Origin of the sequence: Pseudolabrys taiwanensis, assembly GCF_003367395.1 — a bacterium.
GTDB classification, from domain to species: Bacteria; Pseudomonadota; Alphaproteobacteria; order Rhizobiales; family Xanthobacteraceae; genus Pseudolabrys; species Pseudolabrys taiwanensis.
The window spans coordinates 1,338,078-1,363,376 of record NZ_CP031417.1 but is presented as its reverse complement, the minus strand read 5'-3'; the positions used below and the strand labels follow the sequence as shown (position 1 = coordinate 1,363,376).

23 protein-coding genes and 2 tRNA genes are annotated in these 25,299 nt (G+C 63.3%); 16 read left to right on the top strand and 9 right to left on the bottom strand.

Annotation, left to right across the window (positions count from 1 at the left end):
* Window positions 1-73: 73 nt before the first annotated feature.
* From rplM to DW352_RS06515, 5 genes are all read left to right on the top strand, one after another.
* A complete protein-coding gene (gene rplM, locus DW352_RS06535; protein ID WP_115689640.1) occupies window positions 74-538 on the top strand; it encodes a 50S ribosomal protein L13 in 465 nt (154 codons plus the stop codon).
* Between the two features lie 2 nt (window positions 539-540).
* A complete protein-coding gene (rpsI, locus tag DW352_RS06530; protein WP_115689638.1) occupies window positions 541-1,017 on the top strand; it encodes a 30S ribosomal protein S9 in 477 nt (158 codons plus the stop codon).
* Complete coding sequence (locus DW352_RS06525; protein WP_162826822.1) at window positions 977-2,449, top strand: GGDEF domain-containing protein; 1,473 nt, start codon at window positions 977-979, stop codon at window positions 2,447-2,449. The genes rpsI and DW352_RS06525 overlap by 41 nt, the downstream gene beginning before the upstream one ends.
* Before the next feature lie 150 nt (window positions 2,450-2,599).
* Window positions 2,600-3,856: a GGDEF domain-containing protein gene (locus DW352_RS06520; protein ID WP_162826821.1), complete on the top strand. Its 1,257-nt coding sequence runs from the start codon at window positions 2,600-2,602 to the stop codon at window positions 3,854-3,856.
* 52 nt (window positions 3,857-3,908) lie between these two features.
* The gene (locus DW352_RS06515; protein ID WP_162826820.1) at window positions 3,909-4,160 is read left to right on the top strand and encodes a hypothetical protein; all 252 of its coding nucleotides are present in this window, start codon (window positions 3,909-3,911) and stop codon (window positions 4,158-4,160) included.
* Window positions 4,161-4,245: 85 nt separating this feature from the next.
* Here the strand turns inward: DW352_RS06515 and DW352_RS06510 are convergent, their stop codons facing one another.
* Window positions 4,246-5,283, bottom strand: coding sequence for a glutamine synthetase beta-grasp domain-containing protein (locus DW352_RS06510; protein ID WP_115689630.1), 1,038 nt, complete (start codon window positions 5,281-5,283; stop codon window positions 4,246-4,248).
* A 351-nt stretch (window positions 5,284-5,634) separates the two neighbouring features.
* Here DW352_RS06510 and DW352_RS06505 point away from each other — a divergent pair, with 351 nt between their 5' ends.
* On the top strand, window positions 5,635-5,835 hold the full coding sequence (locus DW352_RS06505; protein ID WP_115689628.1) for a DUF2735 domain-containing protein: 201 nt from the start codon (window positions 5,635-5,637) through the stop codon (window positions 5,833-5,835).
* 14 nt (window positions 5,836-5,849) lie between these two features.
* Here the strand turns inward: DW352_RS06505 and DW352_RS06500 are convergent, their stop codons facing one another.
* The 3 genes from DW352_RS06500 to DW352_RS06490 all read right to left on the bottom strand — a co-directional run bounded on the left by DW352_RS06500 (window position 5,850) and on the right by DW352_RS06490 (window position 8,518).
* Window positions 5,850-6,737: a glutaminase gene (locus DW352_RS06500; RefSeq protein WP_245434344.1), complete on the bottom strand. Its 888-nt coding sequence runs from the start codon at window positions 6,735-6,737 to the stop codon at window positions 5,850-5,852.
* Between the two features lie 38 nt (window positions 6,738-6,775).
* Window positions 6,776-7,867: an NAD-dependent epimerase/dehydratase family protein gene (locus tag DW352_RS06495; protein ID WP_162826819.1), complete on the bottom strand. Its 1,092-nt coding sequence runs from the start codon at window positions 7,865-7,867 to the stop codon at window positions 6,776-6,778.
* 93 nt (window positions 7,868-7,960) lie between these two features.
* On the bottom strand, window positions 7,961-8,518 hold the full coding sequence (locus DW352_RS06490) for a TetR/AcrR family transcriptional regulator (RefSeq protein ID WP_115689622.1): 558 nt from the start codon (window positions 8,516-8,518) through the stop codon (window positions 7,961-7,963).
* Between the two features lie 133 nt (window positions 8,519-8,651).
* On the opposite strand from DW352_RS06490, the gene DW352_RS06485 reads away from it, so the two are divergent.
* Window positions 8,652-9,866, top strand: a complete 1,215-nt coding sequence (locus DW352_RS06485; RefSeq protein ID WP_115689620.1) for an MFS transporter — start codon at window positions 8,652-8,654, stop codon at window positions 9,864-9,866.
* Between the two features lie 32 nt (window positions 9,867-9,898).
* Here DW352_RS06485 and DW352_RS06480 read toward each other — a convergent pair whose 3' ends face one another.
* The gene (locus tag DW352_RS06480) at window positions 9,899-10,942 is read right to left on the bottom strand and encodes an SDR family oxidoreductase (RefSeq protein ID WP_115689618.1); all 1,044 of its coding nucleotides are present in this window, start codon (window positions 10,940-10,942) and stop codon (window positions 9,899-9,901) included.
* Between the two features lie 118 nt (window positions 10,943-11,060).
* Between DW352_RS06480 and DW352_RS06475 the strand changes: the two genes are divergently transcribed.
* Window positions 11,061-11,489 carry a winged helix-turn-helix transcriptional regulator gene (locus DW352_RS06475; RefSeq protein WP_115689616.1) on the top strand — a complete coding sequence of 143 codons (429 nt, stop codon included), beginning with the start codon at window positions 11,061-11,063 and terminating at the stop codon, window positions 11,487-11,489.
* Between the two features lie 36 nt (window positions 11,490-11,525).
* Here DW352_RS06475 and glnA read toward each other — a convergent pair whose 3' ends face one another.
* Window positions 11,526-12,935, bottom strand: coding sequence for a type I glutamate--ammonia ligase (gene glnA, locus DW352_RS06470; protein WP_115689614.1), 1,410 nt, complete (start codon window positions 12,933-12,935; stop codon window positions 11,526-11,528).
* Window positions 12,936-12,994: 59 nt separating this feature from the next.
* Window positions 12,995-13,333, bottom strand: a complete 339-nt coding sequence (locus tag DW352_RS06465; protein ID WP_115689612.1) for a P-II family nitrogen regulator — start codon at window positions 13,331-13,333, stop codon at window positions 12,995-12,997.
* Window positions 13,334-13,616: 283 nt separating this feature from the next.
* Between DW352_RS06465 and DW352_RS06460 the strand changes: the two genes are divergently transcribed.
* From DW352_RS06460 to DW352_RS06430, 7 genes are all read left to right on the top strand, one after another.
* Window positions 13,617-15,140 (top strand): NAD(P)H-hydrate dehydratase, encoded by a 1,524-nt coding sequence (locus DW352_RS06460; RefSeq protein WP_115694267.1) that lies wholly within the window; start codon window positions 13,617-13,619, stop codon window positions 15,138-15,140.
* A 157-nt stretch (window positions 15,141-15,297) separates the two neighbouring features.
* Window positions 15,298-15,382: transfer RNA gene (locus DW352_RS06455), tRNA-Leu, on the top strand.
* 116 nt (window positions 15,383-15,498) lie between these two features.
* Complete coding sequence (tig, locus tag DW352_RS06450) at window positions 15,499-16,854, top strand: trigger factor (RefSeq protein WP_115689610.1); 1,356 nt, start codon at window positions 15,499-15,501, stop codon at window positions 16,852-16,854.
* A gap of 107 nt (window positions 16,855-16,961) precedes the next feature.
* A complete protein-coding gene (gene clpP, locus DW352_RS06445; protein WP_115689608.1) occupies window positions 16,962-17,594 on the top strand; it encodes an ATP-dependent Clp endopeptidase proteolytic subunit ClpP in 633 nt (210 codons plus the stop codon).
* A 293-nt stretch (window positions 17,595-17,887) separates the two neighbouring features.
* Complete coding sequence (clpX, locus tag DW352_RS06440) at window positions 17,888-19,165, top strand: ATP-dependent Clp protease ATP-binding subunit ClpX (RefSeq protein ID WP_115689606.1); 1,278 nt, start codon at window positions 17,888-17,890, stop codon at window positions 19,163-19,165.
* A gap of 325 nt (window positions 19,166-19,490) precedes the next feature.
* Window positions 19,491-21,917 carry an endopeptidase La gene (gene lon, locus DW352_RS06435; protein WP_115689604.1) on the top strand — a complete coding sequence of 809 codons (2,427 nt, stop codon included), beginning with the start codon at window positions 19,491-19,493 and terminating at the stop codon, window positions 21,915-21,917.
* A 96-nt stretch (window positions 21,918-22,013) separates the two neighbouring features.
* Window positions 22,014-22,089, top strand: a tRNA-Val gene (locus tag DW352_RS06430).
* A gap of 71 nt (window positions 22,090-22,160) precedes the next feature.
* Here the strand turns inward: DW352_RS06430 and DW352_RS06425 are convergent.
* Together DW352_RS06425 and DW352_RS06420 are read right to left on the bottom strand one after the other, a co-directional pair.
* Window positions 22,161-23,378 carry an MFS transporter gene (locus tag DW352_RS06425; protein WP_115689602.1) on the bottom strand — a complete coding sequence of 406 codons (1,218 nt, stop codon included), beginning with the start codon at window positions 23,376-23,378 and terminating at the stop codon, window positions 22,161-22,163.
* Window positions 23,379-23,684: 306 nt separating this feature from the next.
* Window positions 23,685-24,359, bottom strand: a complete 675-nt coding sequence (locus DW352_RS06420; protein ID WP_115689600.1) for a TetR/AcrR family transcriptional regulator — start codon at window positions 24,357-24,359, stop codon at window positions 23,685-23,687.
* Between the two features lie 92 nt (window positions 24,360-24,451).
* On the opposite strand from DW352_RS06420, the gene DW352_RS06415 reads away from it, so the two are divergent.
* Window positions 24,452-25,297, top strand: a complete 846-nt coding sequence (locus DW352_RS06415; protein ID WP_115689598.1) for a polysaccharide deacetylase family protein — start codon at window positions 24,452-24,454, stop codon at window positions 25,295-25,297.
* Window positions 25,298-25,299 lie beyond the last annotated feature (2 nt).

The following is a 25,299-nucleotide window of genomic DNA, read 5'->3' as shown; positions in this document are numbered from 1 at the left end:
GTAGCGGGGGGTCGGGTACACGTTCGCCACGTCGCGCGGGCAGGCCTCGCGCGTTTATCCCCAAGGATTTGTCATGAAGACCTATTCGGCCAAAGCCGCCGACATTGAGAAGAAGTGGGTGACCATCGACGCCTCCGGGCTCGTGGTTGGCCGGCTCGCCTCGATCGTGGCCATGCGCCTGCGCGGCAAGCACAAGCCCAGCTACACCCCCCATGTCGACGACGGCGACAACGTCATCGTCATCAACGCCGCCAAGGTCGTCTTCACCGGCCGCAAGCGCGAGAAAAAAGTCTATCACCATCACACCGGTTTCATCGGTGGCATCAAGGAGCGTACGGCCCGCTCGATCCTCGAGGGCCGCTTCCCTGAGCGCATCGTCGAGAAGGCGGTTGAGCGTATGTTGCCGCGCGGGCCGCTCGGCCGCGTGCAGCTCGGAAATCTGCGCGTCTATCCGGGCGCCGAGCATCCGCACGAAGCGCAGAAGCCGGAAAAGCTGGATGTCGGTGCAATGAACCGCAAGAACGTGAGGAGTGCCTGATCGTGGCCGAGACCGTACAGTCGCTGGAAGGTTTGGCCGGGCTCAAGACGGCTGCTCCCGAAGGTCCCAAATACGAGAAGAAGGTCGACGCCCAGGGCCGCGCTTATGCGACCGGCAAGCGTAAGAATGCGGTTGCCCGCGTCTGGATCAAGCCGGGCTCCGGCAAGATCGAGGTCAACACGCGCACGATCGAAGTCTTCTTCGCGCGTCCCGTCCTGCGCATGCTGATTCAGCAGCCGCTGGTCGCAGCCGGCCGCTCGGGGCAATACGACGTGATCTGCACCGTTTCGGGCGGCGGACTGTCGGGCCAGGCCGGCGCGGTGCGCCACGGCCTTGCCAAGGCGCTCACGCTGTTCGAGCCGGAACTGCGCAGCGCGCTCAAGCGCGGCGGCTTCCTCACCCGCGACTCGCGCGTGGTCGAGCGTAAGAAGTACGGCCGTGCCAAGGCTCGTCGTTCCTTCCAGTTCTCGAAGCGCTAGGCGAGAGCTTCGCATTGTTGCCAAAAGGGCGCGCTTCGGCGCGCCCTTTTTTATTGCGCCAAAGGATTCACTGCATTGCGTGTATCGTGTTTACGACTCGGCAATGTTGCCGTGCACAAAACTTGGCGCGGTAACTCCACCCCAATCTTATGTTGATTACATCCGGCGTGGGGCGGCGGGTGGTGGACCTCGTTTGATGTATTTGGACATTCCAACGTTGGCCGTGGTGACGGTATTCGTCACGGCGCTTCTCGGCATATTGCTTATCTTCGCAAGTCTGCAGAATCGCGCCGTCCGTGCGCCGCGGCTGTGGGGCCTCGCCTTCGTGCTCGCCGCAGCCGGCATGGCGCTGGTCATCGTGCGCGGTCAGGTGCCTGATTGGCTGTCCATTCAAATCGCCAATGCTCTCGTGCTGACGGGCCTCGGCCTGATCTGGGTTGGCGCCCGTCTCTTTGACGGCCGGCCGCCGCAGTTCTTGCTGATCATGCCCGCGCCAGCGCTATGGTTCGTTGCCTGCGCCGTCCCGGCGATCGGCAATGACATTAACCTGCGCACCATCGTCGCGTCGGCCTTGAGTGCGGTGCTCGCTATTGTCGCCGCTGCAGAGATCTGGCGCGGGCGCGCCGAGCCATTGCTGTCGCGTTGGCCGACCGTTGTGACTTTGATCGCGTACGGCGGCGCTATGCTTGTGCGCATTCCGTTGACGCTTACCGTTCCGCAGCCGGACGGTGAACATCAGACCATTGCCAGCGCTCTCTATCCTTTGGTGGCTTTCGGCACCCTGATGTTTACCGTGGTTCTGGCGTTCCTGCTGCTCAACATGAGCAAGGAACGCACCGAGCTGCGGCATAAGACGGCGTCATTGATTGATCCCTTGTGCGGCGTGTCGAACCGCCGCGCCTTCCTCGCCGGGGCAGAGCGATTGATCGCGCAGCAGCGCGTCGACGGCACGCCGCTCGCGATGCTGCTGTTCGACCTCGATCATTTCAAGACCATCAACGATCATCTCGGCCACGCGGCCGGCGACGATGTGCTGAGAGCGTTTGCGATTGAAGCGACGCGCACGCTCGGAGCCGGCGTTCTGTTCGGCCGTATCGGCGGTGAGGAATTTGCGGCGTTGATGCCGGCCCGTTCTGTCGGGGAGGCCGCCGCGGTCGCCGAGCGCTTACGACGCAATTTTGTGGTGGCGGCGCATGCTCAGTTCGACATAGGCATCGTCACGCCCACCGTTTCGACCGGCGTGGCGCTGGGTTGCGATCAACACGTATCGGTCGCCGGTCTGATGGCGCAGGCCGACCGCGCCCTCTACCGCGCCAAGGCAAACGGTCGCAATCGCGTGGAGAGCGCTACCACAGAGGCCATCATGCCACCGGCCCCCAACGTCGAGGACATGGAGCGTCGCGTCTGGCGCAAGGTGTCCGCCCGCGCCTGAGCGGCGTGGGACGGCGATCTTTTCGAATTCAGGGCAGTTTTTCATCGAAGGGTAACGAAGGCCGCAAGCGTTCCGGCACGTTTGCTGACGTAGCTTTCTCGCGCGCCATTCGGGCATCCAGTACGGATGCGATGGCGGCAGGGGCCAAGAATGCTAGCCGCGGCCGGTGCGCACGGTTCTTCCCTCGATATCCCAACTCTTCTCATCGTCGCCGTGAGCCTGGCGACACTGCTGGGGCTGTTCCTCATTCTGGCCTGGGCGCAGCAGCGTGAGGTGCGCGCACTCGCGTGGTGGGGCTCGGCCTATCTCATCGGCGCATCGTCTATGGCGATGTGGAATACGTCGACGCCGGCGCTCGACATGCCGCGCGCGGTACCCGAGGCGCTTACCTTCCTTGCCTGCGGCATGATCTGGAGCGGCGTGCGGCTGTTTCACGGCCGGCGCATCACGCCGCTCGGCACTTGCGGGGGCGCGCTCGGCTGGCTCATCGTCAATCTCTTTACGGCGCTGCAAGTCGGTAGTGTGACCCGTATCGCCTTGGCCACATCGGTGGTCGCGGCTTACACCTTCGTCATCGCCTTCGAGCTCTGGCGCGAGCGCCGCAAATCGATGTTCTCGCGTTTCGCCGCGTTCGTCGTGCCGTCGCTGCACGCTGCGATCTTTCTAATGCCGATCGGCATCCGCGCCCTGTTGCCGGCCTTCGCGCCCGCTTGGATTACTTTGCTGGCGCTGGAAGCGATCATCTATGGCGTCGGCACGGCCTTCATCGTGCTGCTGATGGTCAAGGATCATCACGTGCATATCTATCGCCACGCGGCGACCACCGATGCGCTCACCGGCCTTTTGAACCGTCGCGCCTTCATGGAGCATGCGCGCGATCTGTGCGCGGTGCGCGGCCGCCGCCGTGAGCCCGTGACGCTGTTGATGTTCGATCTCGATAAGTTCAAGTCGATCAACGACACCTACGGCCATGGCGTCGGCGACGACGTGTTGCGCATATTCGGGCAGATAGCAGGCTCGAGCATGCGCGCGACCGACATCGTGGCGCGCCTCGGCGGCGAAGAGTTCGCTGCCATCCTGCCTGGCGACATGGAGGTTGCCCACAAGGTGGCCGAACGGGTGCGCACTAATTTCGAGGTCGCGGGCAAAGTGGTGGGCGAGTATGCGATCGGCGGTACCGTCTCGATCGGGGCGGCCACATCGCATGCCGCGGTGACCGACGTCGATGCGCTGATCAACCGGGCCGATGAAGCGCTTTACAAAGCCAAGCGCAACGGCCGCAATCGTGTGGAAGCTGCCGACGATCTGCCGGCGCCCGAGAGCGCTGACCTGGAGGAGAGAGGCAAGATCGCGTATTTCCCCATCCGCAAACGGGCCGCGCGGCGGACGCAAGCTGCGACCGCGTGACCCGCGCGCGTCGGTAACAGGACATTTACCATGCTGGCGCTATCGTTCGGCCATGTCACGGATGTCGCTTGCCGGCCGCACGGCCCCAGAAACGATTACGCTTGAAGCTTATGCCGAGCGTGCGGGCACTGCGCTTGCCTGCGCCTTCTCGAACTCGGCGGAATTCGACGCCGCGCTGATCGCGGCACGCCGCGCCGCCGGCGTCTATGGTCCGAAGCGGCAACGCCGGCAGATGCTGATGACGGTGTCCGGCGTTGTCGCCGGCCTTGCCGTGCTCGCCGTTTCGATCCTGCTGATCGGCTGACAACTCCTTTGCTCAAAAGAAAAAGGGCGCTCTCCGGAGAGAGCGCCCATCGAGTTGCTTGGGAAGCAAGGAGGTCAGTCGGGCCTCAGGCCGCAGCAGCCTTCGCGCCCGTCGGCACTTCCGAGATGGTCTTCAGGATCTGCGACGCGATCTGGTAGGGATCGCCCATGGAGTTCGGGCGACGATCTTCCAGATAGCCCTTGTAGCCATTGTTGACGAACGAGTGCGGCACGCGGATCGAGGCGCCGCGATCGGCCACGCCGTAGCTGAACTTGTTCCACGGCGCCGTCTCGTGCTTGCCGGTCAGACGCTTATCGTTGTCCGGACCGTACACCGCGATGTGCTGATCGAGGTTCTTCTCGAACTGCTTCATCAGTGATTCGAAATAGTCCTTACCGCCGACTTCGCGCATATGCTTGGTCGAGAAGTTCGAGTGCATGCCCGAACCGTTCCAGTCGGTGTCGCCGAGCGGCTTGCAATGCCATTCGATGTCGATGCCGTACTTCTCGGTCAGGCGCATCATGATGTAGCGGGCCATCCACATCTGGTCGGCGGCGGTTTTGGAGCCCTTGCCGAAGATCTGGAATTCCCACTGGCCCTTCGCCACTTCGGCGTTGATGCCTTCATGGTTGATGCCGGCCGCGAGGCAGAGGTCGAGATGTTCTTCGACGATCTGGCGTGCAACCGAGCCGACGTTCTTGTAGCCGACGCCGGTGTAGTAGGGGCCTTGCGGCGCCGGGTAACCTTCCGTCGGGAAGCCGAGCGGACGGCCGTCCTTGTAGAAGAAGTACTCCTGCTCGAAGCCGAACCATGCGCCTTCATCGTCGAGGATGGTCGCGCGCTTGTTCGACGGGTGCGGCGTGACGCCATCCGGCATCATGACTTCGCACATGACGAGCACGCCATTGGTGCGCGTGGCGTCGGGGAAGACCGCGACTGGCTTGAGCACGCAGTCCGACGAGTGGCCTTCGGCCTGCTGGGTCGACGAGCCGTCGAAGCCCCAGAGCGGAAGCTGCTCCAGCGTCGGGAAGTAGTCGAATTCTTTGATCTGAGTTTTGCCACGCAGGTTCGGGACCGGCGTGTAGCCGTCGAGCCATATGTACTCGAGCTTGTACTTTGCCATGCGATTCTCTCGTTAGCTGATGACGCGAGGTGGGATACGTTTGCGTACCTCAGCCGCCGACGGCTCCCGGCCGCCAACGTCCGGACGATTTCAAGCAGGAAACGTGCCAGTCCGGGCGCGATCCGCTGGACTTGGTTTGCGCCAAAAACGCTGTTGTTTTTCAGGGCAAGGACAGCGAGTGCCGTTGGTCGGCCTAGTGCTCCGGTCCCGTGCAGTCGCAAAATATGCTCAAAATATAGTCAAACGATTATTTGATGTGCGTCTTTGCGTAGAATCAAGAACCCTCGCGCTATATGGGAATTATACGAGACGAACATTGCGAGCGTGCGGCACGACAGAAGGAGCCGAACCATGACGACCAATGTGCATCGCGAGTCGGCAAAGATCTACGCGTTCCCCGCGCGCGGTCGCTTCGCGTCAGGTGCGTCTTACGAACGGCCTTCAACGGACGACAAGAGAATGGTGCCATCGCGCGCCGTTGCCGCGGCGCTGGGAAGCGCTTGGTATCACGAAGAGGCCCTGCGGGACGCTGACCGGACTCGTAAAAACTAGGTCTGAAGCGAGCCTCAGGCGCCGAAGATGGACCAGCCGAGGCGCTTGGTCAGCGCCTCGAGTGCGACGCGCCCAAGGTGCGAGTTTCCGTTGGCGTCGAGACCGGGCGACCATACGGCAATCGACGCCTTCCCGGGCGCGATCGCCAGGATGCCTCCGCCCACGCCGCTCTTGCCAGGCAGACCGACCCGATACGCGAACTCGCCTGAACCATCGTAGTGCCCGCACGTCAGCATGATGGCGTTGATGCGCCGCGCCCGCTCGGCCTGGACCACCGACAAACCGGTCGAGGGATTTCGGCCATTGTAGGCGAGAAATCGGCCGGCCATCGCCAACTGCCGGCACGACATGGCAATGGCGCAGTGATGAAAATAAACCCCCAGCGTGTAGTCCACGGGATTATCCAAGACGCCGAACGACTTCATGTAATTGGCGAGCGCGGCGTTGCGGAAGCCGGTCCGCTGCTCCGAGGCTGCGACCGCCTCGTCGATGGCGATCGAACTGTCCTCGGCGAGGAATTGCATAAAGCGCAGGATATCACCCAGCGCTTCGCGTGGCTGATGGCCGGATAGAATCAGATCGGTGACGGCGATCGCGCCCGCATTGATGAAAGGATTGCGTGGCCGGCCGCGCTCGTATTCGAGTTGCACAACCGAGTTGAAGGGGCTGCCGGAGGGCTCGCGGCCGACGCGCTCCCACAGGCGATCGCCAACCCTGCCCAGCGCGAGGGTCAGGGTGAACACCTTCGAGATGCTTTGAATGGAGAAGGGGACGTCGGCATCGCCGCCCACAGCGACATTGTCGTCGGCGTCGATGACGACGAGGCCGAACTGGCCGGCATCGACGCGCGCCAGCTCCGGAATGTAGCTCGCCACGTCGCCGCGGTCCGGCCGCTCGCGCATCTCCTCGGCGATCTCACGAACGACTTGCTCGATAGCGCTCACAGGGCAGTTTTGATCCCATTCAGGTCCGGCATTTCCGGTGCGCCTGCATACGGCATGGCTGACATCGTTGCATAGTGCCCGACGTTCTTGGTGAAAGCATCTTTGGTGCCATATTGGTACTGGTAGCCATAGGCCCGGGTTAGCGCCGAGCCGTCGACCGCGAGCGGGTAGGAGTACGATCGCCACACGCCGCGAGCGGTTGGAATGCGGCCACGGGTGCCGTGCCAGGCGAGAAGGAATGCAAGGCGGATCAGATACGGATGGACTTTGATCAGTCTTTTCTGAAAGGCTGCGGCGACCTCACGGGCGGTCATCGGCTCGTCCGGCGGGCTGACGTTGAACCTGCTGTAGGCCGAAAGCAGCGTGCCGAAGGCCAGCATGAGGACGACGGCGCTCAGATCGTCTTCGTGCACGAATTGCCGGCACCACTGCGGCGTCACCGGAATGAGGTTCATCAGCAGCGTTACGAGGCGCGCGACCGGAGAACCCTTGAAGCTGCCGTTCAGCGCCGACTGCAGTCCGAACAGCGACGCCCGGCTGCGTCCGCGCGGGCCGGTGACCGCGGCCGGACGCAGGACTGCGACTTGCTTGGTCTTATCGCTCTCTGCGAACCGCTGTTCCAGATGCTGTTCGGCAATGCGTTTCTCTTCGGCGTAGCCAAAGTCGGTCGGGCGGAAAGGAGCCTCTTCGGTGAAGCGCTGCGCGATGCTGTTGTCGGCGCGCGCGCCGTAGCTCGCCACCGTCGAGAAATGGATCAGCTTTTTCACCGACGGCGCCGCGAAGGCAAAATCGAAGACCGCGTCGCTGCCGGCGATATTGCTGCTATTTGCGGGACCGTAGGGCTCGCGAATGCGCCAGGCCGTATGCACGACAATGTCAGGGCGGGCGGCTCCCGCCGCCACTTGCCATGCGGGTTCGGCCGTATTGCCGATAATCCAGATCAGTTTCGGATTGCTGCGGAGCGCCTCGGGCATCGGTTTGAGGTCGACGCCGATAATGCTCTCGACGTCGCTTCGTTCCGACATGCGGTCGCAAAGCATCGTGCCGATATAGCCGGCGGCGCCGGTGATCAGGATGCGGTGGGCCATAGGCATTCACGCGCCATTGGGGAGGCCCGGACGACGGGCCAAGCGCCGGCACCGTAACGTCCCGGTCTAAATCCGAGGTAAAGGCGCGAGACTTCACGGCGCAGCAAGCGCGCGGGCGACCAACATCTTGCAATAGGTGGAGGTGAGCGCGACCCCGCCATAGAGAATGCGGTACATGATCGGCGCGACGATGAGGTCGATGAGGTCATTGACCGGCGGCGCGGTCTCGCCCCGGTCGGCGGCGCGGACACTGATCGTCGTGAGTTGGTCGATGGTGTAGCCGCAGCAGGTGCAGGCGTTCGCCGCGTTTGAGGCATCGCCGCAGACGTCGCGGATCATGGCGCGGCCGACATCGGATGACATCTCCTCCATGAACTGCTCGCTCCAGGCTTCGAGGTCGCCCGTGAGGGTACCGGTGTCGAGCGGGCTGCCAATCGGGCGCAGACGTTTGACGGCAACATCGGCCATCAACTCAGACAGGCCGCCCCAGCGCCGGTAGATCGTCGAGGGCGTCACGCCCGCCCGTGCGGCGATCAGCGGGACGGTCAGCTCGTCGCGGTCCATCTCGCTTGTCAGGGCCTCGACGGCCTGGTGAACCGAGGCCTGGATGCGGGCACTACGACCGCCGAAGCGTCTTTCCTTGCCGGACATGGCCCTGATGAACCGTTTTTGACGCCTCACGGACTCGTGAGCGCCGGTGGCAAATGTCGCTAATGCAAAATATTTGCGTTAGTGACGCGAATAACCTATCTGCTAAGTCCAATATTTAGCGTTTAGGTGCCGCATGTCCAGTCTCCACATCGGATCTGAGTCCCGTCCGCCCCGCTCCCGCGCGACCTTGGCCTTCGCCGCCGCGGGCCTCACCACGGTATTCGCTGCCTCCAGCGCGCCGACGCCCCTTTATCGGCTGTATCAGGATCACTGGAGCATGGCGCCGGTGATGCTGACCGTGATCTTTGCGCTGTATGCGCTGGGGATGCTGGTGGCCCTTCTGACGGTGGGATCATTATCGGACCACATCGGCCGCAAGAGGGTGATCCTCGGCTCGCTGATCCTCAATCTCGCGTCGCTCGCCTTGTTTATGGTCGCAACCTCGCCGCATTGGCTGATCGGCGCGCGACTGTTGCAGGGCTTCGCCACCGGCATCGCAGTGACCGCGCTCGGCGCCCAGCTTCTCGACGTCGAACGCCAACGGGGCCCGATGATCAACGCGATCGCGCCATTGACTGGCATGGCGCTTGGCGCGCTCGGCTCAGGGATCCTGGTCGCTTACGCGCCGGCGCCCTTCGAACTCGTCTATGGCCTGCTGGCGCTCGTCTACGCCGTGCAGGTCGTGGTGGTGATGGCCTGGATCCCGGAGACGGTCGCGCCGCGGCCTGGCGCCTGGGCTTCGCTACGGCCGCAGATCGTGGTGCCGGCGCGGGCGCGGACGATGCTGCTAACGATCACACCGGCGAATATCGCAATCTGGGCGCTCGGCGGTTTCTATCTGTCACTGATGCCGTCTTTGATCCGCACGGCGACTGGCCTGACCTCGCCGATGATCGGCGGCGTCGTCGTCGCGGCGCTGACCCTAAGCGGCGGCATCGCGATCCTCGCTTTGCGGCTCCGCCACTCCCGTCAGATATTGATGATCGGCACCACCGTCTTGTCGCTCGGCGTCGCCGTGACCTTGTGGGGCGTGCATCGTCATTCGATCCCGTGGATGCTCGCGGGCACATTGATCGCCGGCTTCGGTTGGGGCGGCGGCTTCTTCGGTAGCATGCGCGCGGTGATGCCGCTCGCCGAAGCGCACGAGCGGGGCGCGCTGCTCGCGGCACTCTATGTCGAGAGCTATCTCGCCTTCAGCCTGCCGGCGATAGCCGTCGGCTTTGCGGCGCCGCTGCTCGGCCTTGAGGCGGCGAGTTACATCTATGGCGGCGCCGTCATCGTCCTGTCGCTGATTTCGCTCGCGGCTGCCATGGCGGCCCATCGGCATGAGCGGCTCTGCACCGCCTGAGGGCACACGGCCGATGATTTCAGGCTGTGACCTTAGGCGGACGCGGCGGCGCCCTTGAGCAGGCCGAGCTCGACCAAGCTTTGCGCGGTGGCGACGATCGCTTCCTCGCTGGAGCGCGGCGCCCATTGCAGCAGGCGTCGTGCCTTTTCGTTGGTGGCGCCCTTCTTTTTGCCGAGTTCCGGCAGGATCAGGCGCGCGGCCGGATCGAACAGCGCGACGACTCTCATGAGCCAGTCAGGCAGTTGGCGCGTCGGCACCTTCCGCGCGTTCGTACCCATACGATTTCTCAGAACCATGGCGACGTCTTGCATCGACAGGATGTTGTCCGCGATGGCGAGGAAGCGCTCGCCCTTGGCCGCCGCATGCGTCATGGCGCGCAAATGGAGATCGGCGACGTCGCGCACGTCGACGACGCCGAAATAGAGGCGCGGACATGCGGGCAGGCTGCCGCTCATCAGGCGCTGGATCAGGAGGATCGAGGGCGACATGTCGCTCGTCAGAAGCGGCCCGAACACGGCGACCGGGTTGACGACGCAAAGCTCGAGGCCCTTGCCTTCGCGGGCGATGAAGTCCCATGCGGCGCGTTCAGCCAACGTCTTGGATTTGGCGTAAGCGGAGACATCAGTGCCATCCAGGTTGGTCCAGTCGGTTTCGTCGTACGGCATGGTGCGCTGCTCGTGCCCGTAGCCAATCGCGGCGAAGGACGAGGTCATCACCACGCGCTTGACGCCGGCGTCGCGCGCGGCGCGCAGCACGCGCAACGTGCCATCGCGTGCCGGGATGATGAGCTCGTCCTCGTTCTTGGGGATGCCAGGCGGAAAGGGCGAAGCGACGTGCAGGACATAGTCGCAGCCGGCGGCCGCTTCCGACCAGCCGGGATCGTATTGCAGATCGGCGGCAACGAATGAGAGGCGGTCTTCCGGATCGGTGCCCGCTTGCTTCAATAATGCGCGCACGTCACCTTCACGCTGCGGGTTGCGGACGGTGGTACGGACTCGATGGCCGGCCGACAAAAGCTGCAGGATGCACTGGCTGCCGATAAAGCCAGATCCGCCGGTCACCAAAACGACGCTCATGGGCACTCCATTGCCGTTGGTCACGCCGTTGCTTAGATGGCGTGAACCTTCATACTCTGGAGGCAGAGATCGTCCGTTCGACGGTGCTTATCAAGTACGCTGAAAAATGAGACCTGGTATGGAAAATCATACTATCGAGCAATCTGCCGACGCATGCGCCGACTGCCATCTGCCGACCGACGAGGATGTCGTCGCGTTCCTGAACGCCATTCGCGCATTCTCCGGCAAATGGAAGGTCCGCATCCTCTGCTTGTTGGTCGATGGACCTGGCCGCTTCGGTGAATTGCGGCGTGCGTTGCCCGGCGTCACGCAACAGATGTTAACGATGCAGTTGCGCGAGCTGGAGCAAAGCGGGCTTGTGCTGCGCACCGCCTTTGCCGAAGTTCCGCCGCGCGTCGAGTACGAACTGACCGAGGCGGCTTACGCCTTGCAACCGATGTTCAATGGATTGGTCGCGTGGTCGCTCAGGTACCGCGTGTCCGTGCGGAGCGAGAAAGCGAAGTCGCAAAAGAAAACGGGCGCTTCCTTTGAGGGAAGCGCCCGGTGAGTAGACCTCGCTTGGGAGCGAAGGTTTGGAGGAACCTTAAGCCGAGTAATACATCTCGAACTCGACCGGATGCGGAGTGTGCTCGAAGCGAATGACTTCGGTCATCTTCAGCTCGATGTAGCTGTCGATGAAGTCGTCGTCGAACACGCCGCCGGCCTTGAGGAACTCGCGGTCCTTGTCGAGGCTCTCGAGCGCTTCACGCAAGCTGCCGCAGACGGTCGGGATCTGCTTCAGCTCGGCGGGCGGCAGGTCGTAGAGATCCTTGTCCATCGCTTCGCCGGGGTGGAGCTTGTTCTTGACGCCGTCGAGGCCGGCCATCAGCAGCGCCGCGAAGCCGAGATACGGGTTGGCGAGCGGGTCGGGGAAGCGGACCTCGACGCGCTTGGCCTTCGGGCTCTCGGTGTAGGGGATGCGGCATGAGGCCGAACGGTTGCGCGCCGAATAAGCGAGCAGCACCGGCGCCTCGAACCCCGGCACCAGACGCTTGTAGGAGTTGGTGGTCGGATTGGTGAAGGCGTTGATGGCCTTGGCGTGCTTGATGACGCCCGCGATGTAGGAGAGGCAGATGTCCGAGAGGCCGGCATACTTGTCGCCGGCGAAAATCGGCTTGCCGTCCTTCCAGATCGACTGGTGGCAGTGCATGCCCGAGCCGTTGTCGCCATAAACCGGCTTCGGCATGAAGGTCGCGGTCTTGCCGTAGATCTGGGCGACCTGCTGGATGCAGTACTTATAGATCTGCAGCTGGTCGGCCATCACGGTGAGCGGCGAGAACTTGAGGCCGAGCTCGTGCTGGGCCGAGGCCACTTCGTGGTGATGCTTTTCAACCTTGGCGCCCATCTTCGCCATGGCCGCGAGCATTTCCGAACGCATGTCCTGCGCCGAATCCTGCGGCGGGACGGGGAAGTAGCCCTTCTTGATGCCGATGCGGTGGCCGAGATTGCCGCCCTCGTAATCGGTATCCGAATTGGTCGGCAGCTCGATGGAGTCGAGCTTGAAGCCGGTATTGTAGGGATCGGCCTTGTACTTGACGTCGTCGAACACGAAGAACTCGGCTTCCGGTCCGAAATAGATCACGTCGCCGATGCCCATCGACTTGACCAGCGCTTCCGCCTTCTTGGCCATGCCGCGCGGATCGCGGTTGTAGGGTTCGCCCGTGGTCGGCTCGAGCACGTCGCACACCAGAACGAGCGTCGTTTCCGCGAAGAACGGATCGATGCAAGCCGAAGCGGGGTCGGGCATCAGGCACATGTCGGATTCGTTGATCGCCTTCCAGCCGGCGATCGAGGAACCGTCGAACATGATGCCTTCGGCGAAGGTGTCTTCCTCGATCATGGTGACGTCGAAGGTGACGTGCTGCCACTTGCCACGCGGATCGGTGAAGCGGAAGTCGACGTACTTCACGTCGTCATCCTTGATCATCTTCATGACTTCTTTGGCTGTCGTCATGGGCTTTGCATCCCCCTTTTTACGGATGGCTAGCGGTTAGCTGAAAAACGAAGCGGCCGCTAGATGGCGTCGACCCCGGATTCGCCTGTTCTGATGCGAATTGCTTCTTCGATGTTGGAAACGAAGATTTTTCCATCGCCGATCCTGCCGGTTTGGGCGGCGCGGCGGATCGCGTCGATCGCCTTCTCCACCATTTCGTCGCCAAGCACGACTTCGATCTTCACCTTGGGGAGAAAGTCGACGACATATTCGGCGCCGCGATAGAGCTCGGTGTGTCCTTTCTGCCGGCCGAAGCCCTTGGCTTCGGTCACGGTGATGCCTTGGAGCCCGACTTCCTGCAAAGCCTCCTTCACCTCATCGAGCTTGAAGGGTTTGATGATGGCTTCGATTTTCTTCATCGCTTTCCTTTCCCCAGACCGGTCGGGGCGGCCGCACGGGGCCGCGCTTCCGGTTAGCAGGTCTTGTGCCAAGCCATTGAGACGCGCAAAGCGTCACGGGATCAATAGGTTGAGCCAGTTTGGTAGGGTGGTATGCGTTCCCGAAGTCGTGTCGCGTCTATTTAATAGGCTGTTTGCCTATTAAATAGACCGTCCAATCGGCGCATGTTTAGGCATGCGTATGCATGGAGTGGCTTCGATTGAAATTGTTCCTTTTCAATCCGGGCGTTAGGCTCGCTCCATGATTGAGCTTCTGACCACAGTGGAGATGGGCGAGGCGGATCGGTTGGCTGGTGCGCGCGGAGCAGCCGGCGCGGATTTGATGGAGAGCGCGGGCCTCGCCGTCGCCGATCGGGTGGTGGCGATGCTGCAGGGACGGCCGGTCACGGTCGTCGCGGGGACTGGCAATAACGGCGGCGACGGTTTCGTGGCGGCGCGTCTTCTCCAGTCGCGTGGCCACGCCGTGCGGCTGCTGCTGGTCGGTGATCGGGGCAAGCTGAAGGGCGACGCCGCCGCCGCGGCCGGGCGGTGGCAGGGGCCCGTCGAGGCGGCGACGCCCGAGCGCCTCGGCAACACGCCCGGCGTCATAGTCGACGCGCTGTTCGGGGCCGGGCTCGACCGTCCCGTCGAAGGCCTGCCGCGCGCCATGATCGAAGCCATGAATGCGTCCGGCGCGCCGGTTGTCGCCGTCGATCTGCCGAGCGGCATCAACGGCACCACCGGCACGGTCATGGGCGCCGCCGTCGAAGCCGTACACACGGTGACCTTCTTCCGGCTCAAGCCCGGCCATGTGCTGCTGCCGGGGCGGCTGCACTGCGGCGACCTGACCGTCGCCGACATCGGCATTCCCGCGGATGTTCTGGCCGAGATCAAGCCGCGCGCCTTCCTGAATCGCCCGGCACTATGGTCTGGCGTCTTTCCGGTGCCGAAGCCGGAGGGACACAAATATGGCCGTGGCCACGCCGTGGTCGTATCGGGCGGTCTCTCGTTCGGCGGGGCGGCGCGTCTTGCCGCCCGCGGGGCGCTGCGGGCGGGGGCGGGGCTTGCGACCCTTGCCACGCCGCGCGAGGCCCTGGCGGTGCAGGCGGCCGCGAACCTCGCCATCATGGTCCGCCCGGTCGACGGCGCCGAGGAGCTTAGGGGCTTCCTGTCCGACACGCGGCACAACGCCATGGTGCTTGGCCCGGGCGGGGGCGTCGGGGCGCCGATGCGGGCGCAGGTGCTGGCCGCGCTGGCGAGCGAGGCGGCGGTGGTGCTGGACGCCGACGCGCTCACCAGCTTCGCCGACAGTGCCGACGACCTGTTTTCGGCCATCGGCAAGCGCGCCGGGCGAGCCGTCATCCTGACGCCACATAGCGGTGAATTTGATAGGTTATTTAAAGAGATAAAGAAAAATCTGAAAGTTATAGGTAAACTTGATCAAGCGCGTGCGGCGGCGCGCCTGAGTGGCGCTGTTGTCTTGTTCAAGGGCGCCGACACGGTGGTCGCCGCGCCGGATGGGCGCACGTCCATCGCCGACAACGCGCCGCCTTATCTGGCGACGGCCGGCGCCGGCGACGTCCTGGCGGGGATGATTGCCGGGCTGCTCGCCCAGCACATGCCGGCTTTCGAGGCCGCCAGCGCGGCCGTCTGGCTGCATGGCGAGGCGGCGGCCGCGTTCGGTCCGGGGCTGATTTCCGAAGACCTGCCGGACGCGTTACCGGCCGTTTACCGGCGGCTGTTCGCCGCCCTCGGGGCCGCGTCCCCCGGTCCGCGCAAAACCTTGTGACGCGGCGAAAAGACCCCAAATTTTTGCTGCAGGCCGAACCCTCCATGATATAAGCCGCGCCGCTCGTTCGAGGCGGCCGCTGCGGCTTGCCTTGTCGGGTATCGGCGCGTTAAGCCCTGCCGATTGCGGCGCAGGATGTTTTCCTGCGGTGCCCTTTGCGGGCGTGGCGGAATTGGTAGACGCGCGGGATTTAGGTTCCCGTGTCGCAAGACGTGGGGGTTCGAGCCCCTCCGCCCGCACCAGGCCAAGGGCTCGTAATGACGTTCGCGGGCGTTGGTCCCGTATTCCGACACGAGTGGCGCGTGCGGCTTAATGGTGAGCCGATGCGACGCGAGTGCAAGCAGAGAAAAGTGTGGTCATGCAGGTTACCGAAACGCTCTCCGACGGTCTCAAGCGCGAATACAAGGTGGTCGTTCCGGCCTCCGAGCTCGACGCAAAGGTCAACGCCCGGTTGGATGAGCTGAAAGCGCGCGTCCAGATTCCCGGCTTCCGTCCGGGCAAGGTGCCGGTGTCTCACCTCAAGCGCCTCTACGGCCGCGCCACCATGGCCGAGGTGATCGAGAACGCCGTCCGCGAGGCCAACAACCAGATCGTGTCCGAGCGCGGCTACAAGCTCGCTGCCGACCCGAAGGTGACATTGCCGACGGAAGAGGGCGCCGTTCAGAGCCTGATCGATGGCAAGAGCGACCTCGACTACACGATGGCGATCGAAATCGTGCCGCCGATCACGCTCGGCGATTTCAAGACCATCAAGCTCACCAAGCTGACCAGCGACGTCACCGACGAAGAAGTCGATACCGCTCTGCAGCGCATCGTCGATCAGAACAGGCCGTTCGCGCCGAAGGCGGAAGGCGAGAAGGCCGCGCAGGGCGACCGCGTGGTGATCTCCTACGCCGGCTCGATCAACGGCGAGGCCTTCGAAGGCGGCACGTCGGACGAGGCGCCGGTGCTGATCGGCTCCAACACCTTCATCCCGGGCTTCGAGGAAGGGCTTGTCGGCATCGCCAATGGCGAGACGCGCACGCTCAAGGTCAAATTCCCCGAGCACTATCAGGCCGAGCACCTTGCCGGTAAGGACGCCGAGTTCGTCGTCACTGCCAAGGCGATCGAGACCCCCGGTGCGGTCGAGCTCAACGACGATTTCGCCAAGACGCTCGGCCTCGAATCGATCGCCAAGCTGCGCGAAGTGGTCAAGGAAAGCCTCGGGCGCGAGCACAGCGGCATGAGCCGGCAGAAGCTCAAGCGCGGGCTGCTCGACCAGCTCGACAAGATGCACAAGTTCGATCCGCCGCCGTCGCTGGTGGAGGAGGAGTTCAACCGCGTCTGGAAGTCCGTGCTCCAGGAGATGGAGACCGAGAAGAAGACGTTCGAAGACGAGAACACCACCGAAGAGAAGGCCAAGGCCGAGTATCAGGCCATTGCCGAGCGCCGCGTGCGCCTGGGTCTCGTTCTTGCGGAGATCGGCGAGAAGAACAATATCACCGTCACTGACGAGGAATTGAACCGCGCCGTGATGGAGCGCGTGCGTCAATTCCCGGGTCAGGAGCAGCGCGTCTACGAATATTTCCGCAAGACCCCGGAAGCCGTCGCCGGTTTGCGGGCGCCGATTTTCGAGGAGAAGGTGGTCGACTTCCTGCTGGAGCTCGCCAGCGTCACCGAAAACAAGGTGTCGCGCGAGGAGCTTTACAAGGAAGACGAGGCGGCTGCCGCTTAAGGGGGCGTACACCTTGCGGTAAGGCAGGGGCGCAAATAGATCATCGCCGCGCGGCCGGAAGGCTAAGCTCGTTCTAGCCTTCCGTGATTCGCGTCTAAGGAGCCGGTATGAAAGACCCCGTCGAAACTTATATGAACCTCGTCCCCATGGTGGTCGAGCAGACCAACCGGGGCGAGCGCGCCTACGACATTTTTTCGCGGCTCCTGAAGGAACGCATCATCTTCATCACCGGACCGATCGAAGATGGCATGTCGACCTTGGTGGTGGCGCAGCTTCTCTTCCTGGAAGCTGAGAACCCCAAGAAGGAAATTTCGATGTACATCAACTCGCCCGGCGGGGTGGTGACGTCGGGCATGGCGATCTACGACACCATGCAATTCATTCGTCCGGTCGTGTCGACGCTGTGCATCGGTCAGGCCGCTTCGATGGGCTCGCTGTTGCTCGCGGCCGGCGCCAAGGACATGCGCTTTGCCTTGCCGAACGCACGTATCATGGTGCACCAGCCGTCCGGCGGCTTCCAGGGCCAGGCGACCGACATCATGCTGCACGCGCAGGAAATTCTGAACCTGAAGAAGCGGCTGAACGAGATCTATGTCCACCACACCGGACAGTCGCTGAAGAAGATCGAAGACGCGCTCGAGCGTGATTATTTTCTCACGGCCGAGGCGGCTCGGGACTTCGGACTGGTCGATAAAGTGATCGACAAGCGGCCGGAAGAGATGATGGGCAAGTCCGTCTGAGGGGTCTCGGACGGTTCCCGTCAGGCGGCGAAGGTGCGAAAATCGCCTTCGTTGCCTCGGCAATACCGCTTTTGCACGCTGAAATGCGACGTTATCGTTAATCGATTCTTGATTATCACGTCGTTAGCATGCTTCGCTTAGGGTTGGGGGATTGGGCGTGCGGGCCCGTCCAGGTACCTGGGCCGCCGTGTCGGAGTTCCGGCGCGAAATTTGCTTCGCTCGTGGCGTAGAGGTGTAGGTAACTTTTAGCCCGCTACCAAAGCAGCTGACGAGCGCGTGTGACGGAGAATGGAATGAGCAAAGTTGGCGGTAGCGACTCCAAGAACACTCTCTATTGCTCGTTCTGCGGCAAGAGCCAGCATGAGGTGCGTAAGCTCATTGCTGGGCCGACAGTCTTCATCTGCGACGAGTGTGTTGAACTCTGCATGGACATCATTCGCGAGGAGAACAAATCCTCGCTCGTGAAGTCGCGCGACGGTATCCCGACCCCGAAGGAGATCCGCAAGGTTCTCGACGACTACGTCATCGGTCAGGACCACGCCAAGAAGGTGCTCTCGGTCGCGGTTCACAATCACTACAAGCGCCTCAACCATCAGGCCAAGCACAACGACGTCGAACTCGCGAAGTCGAACATCCTGCTGATCGGGCCGACCGGATCGGGCAAGACGTTGCTCGCGCAGACGCTCGCGCGCATCCTCGACGTGCCGTTCACGATGGCCGATGCGACCACGCTCACCGAAGCCGGCTATGTCGGCGAGGATGTGGAGAACATCATCCTCAAGCTGCTGCAGGCGGCCGACTACAACGTCGAGCGCGCGCAGCGCGGCATCGTCTACATCGACGAAATCGACAAGATCTCGCGCAAATCCGACAATCCGTCGATCACGCGCGATGTGTCGGGCGAGGGCGTGCAGCAGGCGCTCCTGAAGATCATGGAAGGCACCGTTGCGTCGGTGCCGCCGCAGGGCGGTCGCAAGCATCCCCAGCAGGAGTTCCTGCAGGTCGACACGACCAACATCCTCTTCATCTGCGGTGGCGCTTTTGCCGGCCTCGACAAGATCATCTCGGCGCGCGGCAAATCGACCTCAATCGGCTTTGCCGCCAGGGTCTCGGCGCCGGAAGATCGCCGACAGGGCGAAATCTTCCGCGAGGTCGAGCCCGAGGATCTTCTGAAGTACGGTCTGATCCCTGAGTTCGTCGGCCGCTTGCCGGTGGTCGCCACGCTCGAGGATCTCGACGAGACGTCGCTCAAGAAGATTCTGGTCGAGCCGAAGAACGCGCTGGTGAAGCAGTATCAGCGTCTGTTCGAAATGGAGTCGATCGATCTCACGCTCGCGGAAGAGGCGCTTGGCGCCATCGCCCGCAAGGCGATCGAACGCAAGACCGGTGCACGCGGCCTGCGCTCCATCATGGAGGGCATCCTGCTTGACACCATGTTCGACCTCCCGAGCCTCGAGGGCGTGGAAGAGGTGGTCATCTCCAAGGAAGTGGTCGAGGGGACCGCGCGTCCGCTCTACATCTATGCCGACCGCAGCGACCGGACGGCGGAACCAGGCAGCGCCAGCGCCTGACGCCCGAAAGCCTTCAGACGGCGGGTTCCCGTATGCCGGGGAAAACCCGCCGTCTCGTGCTTTGCGCGATACGATCGGACAAGAATCGGACAGACTCGGCGCAAATTTCGCTGACTTGCGGACCCCGAGTGGTCGGCATACGTATTGTATCCGAAAAGAACTGGCGTACGATTCATAGTTCCGATCGGGTGAGGTTTCGCACCCGCGAAAGCGCGACGGGCAGCCAGTTGGCCCTTCGCCGCCTTACCCGGACTTTCCGGCACCGTCTGGCGGGGCCACGCTGTGGGCCGCTCACGACGGGGGCACAACAACAAGGATCAAGGCCATGACGACCAAGCCACGACCTCCGCTGCAACCGGGCGAGACCCGGGCCTATCCGGTGCTGCCGCTGCGCGACATCGTGGTGTTTCCGCACATGATCGTTCCGCTCTTTGTCGGCCGTGAAAAGTCGATCAAGGCGCTGGAAGAGGTGATGCGCTCCGACACCTTCATTCTGCTCGCCACGCAGAAGAATGCATCCGACGACGATCCGGCGACCGACGCGATCTTCGAAGTCGGTACGCTGGCGAGCGTGTTGCAGCTTCTCAAGCTGCCCGACGGCACCGTGAAGGTGCTGGTCGAAGGCGCGGCGCGCGCGAAGGTGCTCAAGTACACCGACCGTAACGACTACTACGAAGCCGATGCGACGGCGATCGCCGACGATCTCGGCGAGCGCGTCGAGGCGGAAGCCATGGCGCGTTCGGTGGTCAACGAGTTCGAGAACTATGTGAAGCTCAATAAGAAGGTGTCGCCGGAAGTCGTCGGCGTGGTCCAGCAGATCGAGGACTATGCCAAGCTTGCCGACACCGTCGCTTCGCATCTCGCCGTCAAGATTCCCGACAAGCAGGACATCCTGGAGACGCCGTCCGTCACCGAACGCCTGGAGAAGGTGCTCGGTCTGATGGAGAGCGAGATCTCCGTGTTGCAGGTGGAGAAGCGCATCCGGACCCGCGTCAAGCGGCAGATGGAGAAGACGCAGCGCGAGTACTACCTCAACGAACAGATGAAGGCGATCCAGAAGGAGCTCGGCGACGAGGAAGGCCGCGACGAGCTTCAGGAGCTGGAAGACAAGATCAAGAAGACCAAGCTCTCCAAGGAAGCCCGCGAGAAGGCCACGCACGAACTCAAGAAGCTCCGTCAGATGTCGCCGATGTCTGCCGAGGCGACGGTCGTGCGCAACTATCTCGACTGGCTGCTCTCGATCCCGTGGGGCAAGAAGAGCAAGGTCAAGAAGGATCTCACCGCCGCCGAGATGGTGCTCGATGCCGATCACTATGGCCTGGAGAAGGTCAAGGAGCGCATCGTCGAGTATCTCGCCGTGCAGCAGCGCGCCAACAAGCTGACCGGCCCGATCCTGTGCCTCGTCGGCCCTCCGGGCGTCGGCAAGACCTCGCTCGGCAAGTCGATCGCCAAGGCGACCGGCCGTGAGTTCGTGCGCGTGTCGCTCGGCGGCGTGCGCGACGAGGCCGAGATCCGCGGTCACCGCCGCACCTATATCGGCTCGATGCCCGGCAAGATCATCCAGTCGATGCGCAAGGCCAAGACGTCGAACCCGCTGTTCCTGCTCGACGAGATCGACAAGATGGGCGCCGACTTCCGCGGCGACCCGTCCTCGGCTCTGCTCGAGGTGCTCGATCCGGAGCAGAACGGCACGTTCGCCGACCACTACCTCGAGGTCGAGTACGACCTCTCCAACGTGATGTTCATCACCACGGCCAACACGCTGAATATCCCTGGCCCGCTGATGGACCGCATGGAGATCATCCGCATCGCCGGTTACACGGAGGATGAGAAGGTCGAGATCGCGCGCAAGCATCTGATCCCGCACGCGGTCGCCAAGCACGGCCTCGAGAAGCAGGAATGGTCGATCGACGACGAGGCGCTCATCACGCTGATCCGCCGCTATACGCGGGAAGCGGGCGTGCGCAACCTCGAGCGTGAGCTCTCCAACCTGGCCCGCAAGGCCGTGAAGGAGCTGATGACCTCGAAGAAGAAGACGATCGCCGTCACCGCCGCCAACCTCGCAGATTACCTCGGTGTGCCGAAGTATCGCTACGGTGAGGTGGAGGCCGACGATCTCGTCGGCGTCGTCACCGGTCTCGCCTGGACCGACGTGGGCGGCGAGCTGCTCACCATCGAAGGCACGTCGATGCCGGGCAAGGGTCGCATGACCGTCACCGGCAACCTGCGCGACGTGATGAAGGAGTCGATATCGGCGGCGGCGTCCTACGTGCGCTCGCGCGCGGTCGCCTTCGGCATCGAGCCGCCGCTGTTCGACCGCAAGGACATCCACGTGCACGTGCCGGAAGGCGCGACGCCCAAGGACGGTCCGTCGGCGGGCGTCGCGATGGTGACATCGATCGTCTCGGTGATGACCGGCATTCCGGTGCGCAAGGATGTCGCCATGACCGGCGAGATCACGCTGCGCGGCCGCGTGCTGCCGATCGGCGGCCTCAAGGAGAAGCTGCTGGCTGCTGCCCGCGGCGGCATCAAGACGGTGCTGATCCCGGAAGAGAACGCGAAGGACCTGGTCGAGATCTCCGATACGATCAAGAAGAACCTCGAGATCGTTCCGGTCTCGCGCATGGACGAAGTGCTGGCGCGTGCGCTGACGCGCAAGCCCGAGCCGATCGAATGGGACGAGGCGAGCGCGAAGCTCGTGACGTCCGACGCCGGTGCCGAGGAAGAAGGCTCCGGGCTGACGGCGCACTGATCCAGGCCGACATTGAAGACAAAAACGGCGCCGCAAGGCGCCGTTTTTCTTTAGGGATTGCGCCCGAGGCCGGTCAGGCGCTATTGGCGTGTCGATGGGCGATTAGCTCAGTTGGTAGAGCGCCTCCTTTACACGGAGGATGTCGGCGGTTCGAGTCCGTCATCGCCCACCATCGGCCTGAAGCGCCGATGACGCCGGCCTGTCGTGGTGTCGGCTGCCTTGTGCGCCGCGACTTGGTTTGCCTTACCTCGTGGCCTTTTGCCGGATCCACAGCGCGGCCATGCCCACGATCGCCACCGCACCACCCACCCAATACGGCGCGCTGATGCTCATGGGCGACAGGATCGCAGGGGCCAGCGGCCCGAGCATCCGCGCGAGCGACTGCTGCGCTTGATTGGCGCCTTGGACGCGTCCTTGAGCGTCAGGCGGCGCAGCATTGGCGATGATTTCGCTCATCGCCGGTTGAAACAGGCCGTCGCCCAGGGTGAACACGAAGATGGATGCGGCCAGAAACTCGATCCTGGGGACGAAGACGAGGCTGGCGATCATCGCAAAGCCGACGGCGTTGATGGCGAGGCCGAGGCGCGTCAGCATGCGCGATCCGAGGCGTGGCAGCAGCACCCGTGTGAGCAGCCCCTGGCTCACGATGTCCATGACGCCGACGCCGAAGAGCGTCCAGCCGATACTTGTCGTTCCGAATTGCAGGACGTCTTTGAGATAGACGGACAGATTGCTCTGAAGCATGGCGCCCGCAAAGAAGAAGCAGAACGCGGCGAAGAAAGGCACGCGCAAGTTCGCGTAGCGCAGAACGCCGGCGAGTTGGCCGAGAGGGTTCAACTGCCGCCATTGCCAAGGCCCCGGCGGTTTGTCGCGGGCAACGCTCTCCGGCAAAGCGATGTAAACCCAAAACGCGCACAGGACCGTGATCGCAGCCGCGACGAACAACGGCATCGTCGGCGACAGCGCCCCTAAGAATCCGCCGGCCACCGGTCCGAACATGAAGCCGAAGCCCGCGACCGCGCCGAGCAGGCCGTAGATGCGGCCGCGCTCGGCGGGCGCATGCGTGTCGGCAATATAGGCGAAGATGGTGCTGATATTGCCGGCCGTCAGGCCGTCGACGATGCGGCCAAGAAACAGCACCCAAAGCGCGCCGCCCATGCCGAAGATGACGTAGCCGATGGCGGAGCCGATCAGCGACAGGAGAAGAACAGGCCGTCGTCCGAAACGGTCGCTCAACGCGCCAAGAACCGGGGCGGCGGCGAACGCGCACAGGGCGAAGACGGAGACGATCAATCCGACGTAAAGTCCGACACGGTCGGGCGGCACATAGCGGCCGACGAGAAACGGGATCACCGGCAAAATCAACGTGAAGCCGGTGACGTTCAGGAACAGTGTAACGGCGATGACTGCGACCGAACCGCGGCGCGGTGCGTCTGGATTTTCGACACTGATGTCGACCATGGAATGGGCTCCGAGGTTAAGGTCCGCCCGGAGCAGTGTGTCGGCTGACAACCCACGCGGACGAACCGGCGGCACAGCAGAGCTGCGCCGGGGACCGTCGGGGGTTCGACAGGCTCGCCGCATGCGGCGAAGCGAGGAACAGAGCCTCCGTTAACCGGAGGGGCGTGGGCCTACCCATTACCACGCCTGCCTTTTTCGACATGCGAGAATTATATCGTGCGACTTTCTCGCGCAAGGGCGCCTGTGTCCGCCGAAGTGACGGGGCCGCGGAAAGAGACCGTTGTTCATCAGCGGTCGCTCTGGTTCTCAGGTTGGCGCTTTCAGGCCGGCCGTGATGAAGCGCACGAGTTGCACGATCATGGCTTTGGCATCGGCGGTGTCGGCGGTGCCTTCCGACAAGCGCCGCAGGCGATAGCCGCGCGAGCCGTCGAGCAGGATGTGCATCAGCGCGCCGATCATGAAGTCGTAGCACCAGAACAATGTCGCGCGATCCCGAGCGGGCATGACGCGGGCGAGGGCGGAGACGAAGCGCATCGCGACCTGATCGGTCTCCTCCGACATCGCCTGATCGACGAATTGCTGCCGCAGCGCGAAGGTCAGAACGAGCACGCGGGCATAATGCCGATCCCAATCGTGCGAGCCCATGCAGGCTTCGACCGTCGGCTCGACCATCGCACGGACGACGTCCTCGACCGTGAAGTCGCCACGCGCCTCGACCGCGGCGAGGGCGGCGAAACGCTTCTCGTTCAACGGGGCGATCACCGAACGGATCGCCTGTTTGATGAGCTGCTCCTTGGCGCCGAAGTAGTAGCTGATGGCGGCCGGATTGGCCTCGGCCCGCTCCGCGATGTCGCGCACCGTGACCTCAGAGAACCCTCGCTCCGCGAACAACGTAATCGCGCTGTCGAGAATACGGGCCTGAGTGGCCGTTTCCGGCCGCTCCCGGGCGGCCTCCCGCATCAGCGCGGGCCTTTTCGTCATAGTGGGTCGCCTTCCGAACCAGATTGACAAACGATACCTTAAATGCTTGTTTCATACAAACGTATAAAACACTTGTTTAAGAGGACTCGAGGATGGCGCAGGATGCCCTGCCGTTCGGCTGGCCGGACGGACGACCGCTCGCAATTTCCGTCAGCGTGATGCTCGAAGGGTGGACGGACGATGCCGCGCCCGGCATCGGGCCGATGGGCAATCCGTTGCGCGCAGGCGTCTACGACACGCAGGCGAAGTCCTGGTCCGAATACGGCGCAAAGACGGGTGCGTGGCGGCTGCTCGATGTGCTTGCCGACACGAAGACGCAGGCGGTGTTCTACGTCAGCGGCATCCTCGCCGAACGCAATCCCGACCTGATGAAGGCGATCGTGCAACAGGGGCACATCATCGCCGCGCACTCCTGGTCGCAACACATCATTCCGGCCTATCAAAGCCGCCAGGAAGAGCTCACCGACCTCAAGCGCTGCATCGACGTGCTGCAGAAGACGTCGGGCATGCGGCCGCAAGGCTGGATCAGCCCGCGCGCGACGCCGAGCCTCAACACGCCGGAACTGCTGGCGGGCGAGGGGATGACCTGGCTCGCCGATGCTTTCGACCGTGATCTGCCTTACGTCGTCGATACCGCGAAGGGACCAGTCGTTGCGATCCCGTTCACCATGGAGGTCAACGACTTCCCGCTCTGCATCCGTTACGGCAACGAGCCGGACATGTTCGTCCGCGTGCTCAAGTCCATGCTCGACGGCTGGAGCGAGATCCGCTCGCCCGCCGCGTCTCTCGATATCACGGCGCATGCGCATGTGTTCGGTCGTCCGGCCGGTGCCATGGCGTTCAAGGCAGCGATCAAGCTGGCGCAGGAAAGCCGGTACGCGTGGATGACGCAGCACGCGCATCTGACCGATCTCGCGATGAAGAACGGCAAGGCCTGAAG